Origin of the sequence: Pantoea sp. NGS-ED-1003 (genome assembly GCF_000738765.1) — a bacterium.
GTDB classification, from domain to species: Bacteria; Pseudomonadota; Gammaproteobacteria; order Enterobacterales; family Enterobacteriaceae; genus Pantoea; species Pantoea septica.
The window spans coordinates 1-5829 of record NZ_JPQA01000024.1 but is presented as its reverse complement, the minus strand read 5'-3'; the positions used below and the strand labels follow the sequence as shown (position 1 = coordinate 5829).

Below are 5829 nucleotides of genomic sequence, written 5' to 3'. Positions count from 1 at the left end.
CGTCTTATGAGCCTGCTGTCACCCTTTGACGTGGTGATATGGATGACGGATGGCTGGCCGCTGTATGAATCCCGCCTGAAGGGAAAGCTGCACGTAATCAGCAAGCGATATACGCAGCGAATTGAGCGGCATAACCTGAATCTGAGGCAGCACCTGGCACGGCTGGGACGGAAGTCGCTGTCGTTCTCAAAATCGGTGGAGCTGCATGACAAAGTCATCGGGCATTATCTGAACATAAAACACTATCAATAAGTTGGAGTCATTACCCGCGCGTCGAAAAGATTAAACAGGCGATGCGCAACGGCGAACTACAGATGGACGCCGATAAAATCGCCGACGCGCTGCTGCGAAATATCCTTGAAGAGGGGTGACAGAGGCGCTCATGGAGAGTTTACAGGCCGCCTTAACCAGGCTGCAGGAAACGCTCAGTGAACTGGATGGCGTGCTGGCCGAAGAGATCAAACAGCTCAGCGGCGCGACTATCCATCCGGTTTCCCTTCAGCACCTTTCCGATATGAAAAGCCGCCTGCTGGCGACTGTCGCCTGGCATGACGAACAGCGGAAACAGCAGGAAGATCGTCTGCAGCTGTTTGCCCCCTATCAGCCGCAGCCTGCGCTGGCCGCACAGTGGAGCGTCATGCTGCCGATGATTAAACGGGCCAGCGAAATGAACCAGCAAACCCGCCAGCTGCTGGAGATGCATCTGCAGCGAGCGCGCCATTTAACCCGCGCGATAGATAAAACGGCGGCGGCCCCCGGGCTTTATACTGCTGGCGGGCAATCGGACTCTAACGGCTCGACGCGCGCTTACGATATTACTATCTAGCCGCCCTGGGGTGGCGGTCTTTACCCTCCTTTCCCGCTGTGCGATGGCGGTCTTTAACGCCCCTTTCCCGCTGTGCGATGCCAATACTTAATGCGCTTTCTGCCATGCGATGGCGGTCTTTATCCCCCTTTCCCGCTGTGCGATGGCAATACTTAATGCCCCTTCCGCCGTGCGATGGTGAGCTTTAACGCCCCTTTTTCGTTAGCGGGGGCTCTCCTGCTCCGCCATGCGATAACCGGCTGACGCCACGAAATAGCTCTTCGCGGCCTCATGGCGCTCCTGATGCTACCGCCCGCTGGCCGCTTCAGCGGCGCTAAACGCTTTGCCGCCTGCACGCCCGCGAAATTGGTCCTACCAAAACCTGTTGTTTGTGACAAATCTTCCAGCCTCAAATGAAAGTTTTAGCGAAAGATTGCATTCATCCCCGCACCAGATAAACAATTCTTTAACATTTACGCGCTTTTTGGTCTGACCAGCCTTGCGGCTGCGTGCTGTCTGACTGCGGCGCTCCCCGACCGCTGCCGTTTACAGGCAGGCACTCTTCTGGAGAATCAGGATCATGCAAAACTGGCAGCAACTTTACGATCCGCTCGATAATATCTGGCTGTCGAGCCTGATTGCGGCGCTTCCCATTCTCTTTTTCTTTTTCGCGCTGACGCGGCTGCGGATGAAAGGCTATCTCGCCGGCACCATCACGGTGCTGATCGCGCTGGCGGTGGCGCTGCTGTTCTACCGTATGCCGATCGACCAGGCGCTCGCCTCCGCCGTTTACGGTTTCTTCTACGGTCTGTGGCCTATCGCCTGGATTATCGTCGCCGCGGTGTTCGTGTATAAAATTACGGTGAAAACCGGCCAGTTTGGCATCATTCGCAACTCCATTTTGTCGATTACCGAAGATCAACGCCTGCAGATGTTGATCGTCGGCTTCGCCTTCGGATCCTTTCTGGAAGGCGCCGCCGGCTTCGGCGCGCCGGTGGCGATCACCGCCGCGCTGCTGGTCGGTTTGGGCTTTAAGCCAGTCTACGCCGCCGGGCTTTGCCTGATTGTGAACACCGCGCCGGTCGCCTTCGGCGCGATGGGCATTCCGATTATCGTCGCCGGCCAGGTCACCGGCGTGGATGCAATGGCGATCAGCCAGATGGCGGGGCGCCAGTTGCCGTTCCTGACCATGATCGTGCTGTTCTGGGTCATGGCGATCATGGATGGCTGGCGCGGGGTGAAAGAGACCTGGCCTGCAGTGGTGGTCTCCGGCGGCTCTTTCGCTATCGCCCAGTACCTGACCTCCAACTTCCTCGGCCCGGAGCTGCCGGACGTGATCTCCGCACTGGTCTCCCTGCTCTGCCTGACGCTGTTCCTGCGCGTCTGGAAGCCGGCGCGCATTTTCCGCTTTGCTGGCGAGGAGGAAAGCGGCGAACCGCAGCGCGTCGAGCGCTACAGCGCGGCGCAGGTGATGCGCGCCTGGATGCCGTTCCTGTTTTTGACGCTGACCGTCACCCTGTGGAGCATTCCGCCGTTTAAGGCGCTGTTCGCACCCGGCGGCGCGCTGTATGACTGGGTCTTCTCTTTCGCCGTGCCGTTCCTGCATCAGCAAGTGATCAAGATGCCGCCGGTGGTCGCCACCGCCACGCCTTACGCCGCTATCTACAAGCTCGACTGGTTCTCTGCCACCGGCACGGCAATTTTTATCGCTGCGCTGCTGTCGGTGATCTGGCTGCGCATGCGCCCCGCGCAGGCGATAAGCGCCTTTGGCGAAACCCTGCGCGAGCTGGCGCTGCCGATTTACTCCATCGGCGCGGTGCTGGCGTTCGCCTTTATCTCCAACTATTCGGGCCTCTCTACCACGCTGGCGCTGGCACTGGCCCATACCGGCAACGCCTTCACCTTCTTTTCACCGTTTCTCGGCTGGCTGGGCGTATTCCTCACCGGCTCCGATACCTCCTCTAACGCGCTGTTCGCCGCCCTGCAGGCGACCACCGCGCAGCAGATCGGCGTGCCGGAGGTGCTGCTGGTCGCCGCCAACACCACCGGCGGCGTTACCGGCAAAATGATTTCACCGCAGTCGATCGCTATCGCCTGCGCCGCGGTGGGGCTGGTCGGCAAAGAGGCCGACCTGTTCCGCTTTACCGTTAAGCACAGCCTGATTTTCACCTGCATCGTGGGGATTATCACTTCGCTGCAGGCCTGGGTTTTCCCGTGGATGATCCCGTAATGCATGAAGAACAACGCCTGGCGGAGAGCCTGGCGCAACGCCTGAGGGCTTTTATTGACGAGCAGCGGCTGCAGCCGGGCGAACGGCTGCCGGCGGAGCGCCAGCTGGCGCAGCAGCTGACAGCCTCCCGTTCGTCGCTGCGCGAGGCGCTGCAGAGACTGATCAGCGAAGGGGTACTGATCAGCCGGCGCGGCGGCGGCAACTTTATTGCCGAACGCCCGGCGGACTGGTCGGCGTCGCGGCTGGTGATGCCGCTCAGCACCCTGCTGGCGGACGACCCCGGTTACCGCTACGACGTGCTGGAAGCGCGCATCGCCATTGAATCCAGCACGGCGTGGCACGCCGCGCGCCGCGCCACGCCGGAAGACAAAGCGCATATCGAGCGCTGCTATCAGATGATGCTGCAGGTCAGCGATCGCGACGATCCCGACCTGGCTGCCCACTCCGACGTGCGCTTTCATCTGGCGATCGCCGAGGCCGCCCACAACCTGGTGCTGCTGCAGGCGATGCGCGGTCTGTTCGATCTGCTGCAGTCGTCGGTGATGCAGAGCCGTCAGCGGATGTACACCGCGCCGGAGATTTTCCAGCAGCTGGCGGTGCAGCATCAGGCGATCTGTCAGGCGATTATCGCCGGCGATGCCGAACGGGCGCGCAGCGTCACTATCCACCACCTTGAATTTGTTGACGCCACCATGCGCAACCTGCATGAGGAAGAGGCGCGACGGGCGCGCAGTATGCGCATTCCGGACAGTAAAGCGTAAGCGAGGACTACCGTGATTATCTCATCAGCAAAAGATTACCGAGCCGCAGCGAAAGCCAAAGTGCCGCCGTTTCTGTTTCACTACGCCGACGGCGGCGCTTATGACGAGTACACCCTGAAACGCAACAGCGACGATCTGGCGCAAATCGCGCTGCGCCAGCGCATTCTGCGCAATATGTCCTCGCTGAGCCTGGAAACGCAGCTGTTCGGCGAGACGCTATCGATGCCGGTGGCGCTGGCGCCCGTCGGCCTGTGCGGCATGTATGCGCGTCGGGGCGAGGTACAGGCGGCGCGCGCGGCGGATAAAAAGGGCATTCCTTTTACGCTCTCCACCGTGTCGCTCTGCCCGATTGAAGAGGTCGCCCCGGCGATGCAGCGCCCGATGTGGTTCCAGCTCTATGTGCTGCGCGATCGCGGCTTTATGCGCAACGTGCTGGAGCGGGCGCAGGCGGCGGGCTGCTCGACGCTGGTGTTTACCGTCGATATGCCGGTGCCGGGCGCGCGCTATCGCGATGCGCACTCCGGTATGAGCGGCCCGAACGCGGCGATGCGCCGCTATCTGCAATCGGCGCTCTATCCGCAATGGGCCTGGGATGTCGGCATTCATGGCCGCCCGCACGATCTTGGCAATATCTCCGCCTACCGCGGCGAGCCGACCCACCTGGAGGATTACATTGGCTGGCTGGGCAATAACTTTGACCCTTCGATCTCGTGGAGCGACCTGGAGTGGATCCGCGATTTCTGGAAGGGGCCGATGATCATCAAAGGCATCCTTGACCCGGAGGATGCGTGCGACGCGGTACGTTTCGGCGCGGACGGTATCGTGGTATCGAACCATGGCGGCCGCCAGCTGGACGGCGTACTCTCCTCGGCGCGCGCGCTGCCCGCCATCGCCGACGCGGTAAAGGGCGAACTGGCGATCCTGGCGGACGGCGGCGTACGCAGCGGGCTGGATGTGGTGCGCATGATCGCGCTGGGCGCGGATACCGTGCTGCTGGGCCGCGCGTTTCTCTATGCGCTGGCGGCGGCGGGCGAGGCGGGCGTCAGCAATCTGCTGAACCTGTTTGAAAAAGAGATACGCGTGGCGATGACGCTGACCGGCGCGCGCTCGATCGCGGAAATTACCCGCGATTCGCTGGTGCAGGCGGCGGCGCCGATGGAGCCTGACGCGCTGGCGAAGGCGGTAGCCAACGACTAAGGCGCGGCCATAAAAACAGAAAACCCGGCGGAGAGGCCGGGTTTTTTATCTTATCTGCTCACGCCTGAGGCTCAGAACTGTTCCCAGCCCCCCTGTGAGGCGGTCGCCGCGGCCGGCGTCGGCGTCAGCACGCGCGGACGCGGCGCGCTGACCGCCGGACTGCGCTCAAAGCCGCGCTGCGCGGTTTTAAACACGGCCACCGTCTGTTCCAGCTGTCGCGCCTGATCTTCCAGCGACGAGGCGGCAGCGGAGGACTCTTCAACCAGCGCGGCGTTCTGCTGCGTGGTGGTATCCATCTCGGTCATCGCCTGGCCGATCTGCAGGATGCCGCGGCTCTGCTCTTCGGAGGCGCTGGCGATCTCGTTCATGATGCCGCTCACCTGAGAGACGGAGCGCACGATGTCATCCATCGCCTGCCCGGCGCTGCTGACCAGCCGCGAGCCATTATCGACCTTCTGCCCCGCTTCATTGATCAGCGTTTCAATTTCGCGTGCCGCCGTGGCGCTGCGCTGTGCCAGACTGCGCACTTCGCCTGCCACCACCGCAAAGCCGCGGCCCTGCTCGCCGGCGCGCGCTGCTTCCACCGCCGCGTTCAGCGCCAGAATGTTGGTCTGGAAAGCAATACCGTTGATCAGGTGATGCTGCCAACTTACTGATTTAGTGTATGATGGTGTTTTTGAGGTGCTCCAGTGGCTTCAGTTTCTATCACCTGTCCCTCCTGTTCAGCTACTGACGGGGTGGTGCGTAACGGCAAAAGCACTGCCGGACATCAGCGCTATCTCTGCTCTCACTGCCGTAAAACATGGCAACTGCAGTTCACTTACACCGCTTCTCAA

The 5829-nt window shown here is 61.6% G+C and carries 6 protein-coding genes and 2 pseudogenes; 7 read left to right on the top strand and 1 reads right to left on the bottom strand.

Going from position 1 to position 5829, the window contains the following annotated elements; all coding sequences use genetic code 11:
- The 6 genes and pseudogenes from JS46_RS22385 to lldD all read left to right on the top strand — a co-directional run.
- On the top strand, window positions 1-252 hold a 252-nt coding region (locus JS46_RS22385), incomplete at its 5' end, for an IS1 family transposase (RefSeq protein WP_000306783.1).
- 17 nt (window positions 253-269) lie between these two features.
- Window positions 270-371: pseudogene (locus JS46_RS23790) on the top strand (flagellar biosynthesis anti-sigma factor FlgM); the annotation flags it as partial.
- A gap of 11 nt (window positions 372-382) precedes the next feature.
- Window positions 383-826 (top strand): flagella synthesis protein FlgN, encoded by a 444-nt coding sequence (locus JS46_RS22380; RefSeq protein WP_033755977.1) that lies wholly within the window; start codon window positions 383-385, stop codon window positions 824-826.
- Between the two features lie 559 nt (window positions 827-1385).
- The gene (gene lldP / locus JS46_RS22375; protein ID WP_033755975.1) at window positions 1386-3035 is read left to right on the top strand and encodes an L-lactate permease; all 1650 of its coding nucleotides are present in this window, start codon (window positions 1386-1388) and stop codon (window positions 3033-3035) included.
- Complete coding sequence (lldR, locus tag JS46_RS22370) at window positions 3035-3796, top strand: transcriptional regulator LldR (protein WP_033755973.1); 762 nt, start codon at window positions 3035-3037, stop codon at window positions 3794-3796. The genes lldP and lldR overlap by 1 nt, the downstream gene beginning before the upstream one ends.
- A gap of 12 nt (window positions 3797-3808) precedes the next feature.
- Window positions 3809-4993, top strand: coding sequence for an FMN-dependent L-lactate dehydrogenase LldD (gene lldD, locus JS46_RS22365; RefSeq protein WP_048786605.1), 1185 nt, complete (start codon window positions 3809-3811; stop codon window positions 4991-4993).
- 71 nt (window positions 4994-5064) lie between these two features.
- Here the strand turns inward: lldD and JS46_RS22360 are convergent.
- Window positions 5065-5628, bottom strand: a pseudogene (locus JS46_RS22360) (methyl-accepting chemotaxis protein); the annotation flags it as partial.
- Between the two features lie 54 nt (window positions 5629-5682).
- On the opposite strand from JS46_RS22360, the gene JS46_RS23785 reads away from it, so the two are divergent.
- Window positions 5683-5829: IS1 family transposase (locus tag JS46_RS23785; protein WP_146051546.1), on the top strand; the 147-nt coding region annotated here is incomplete at its 3' end.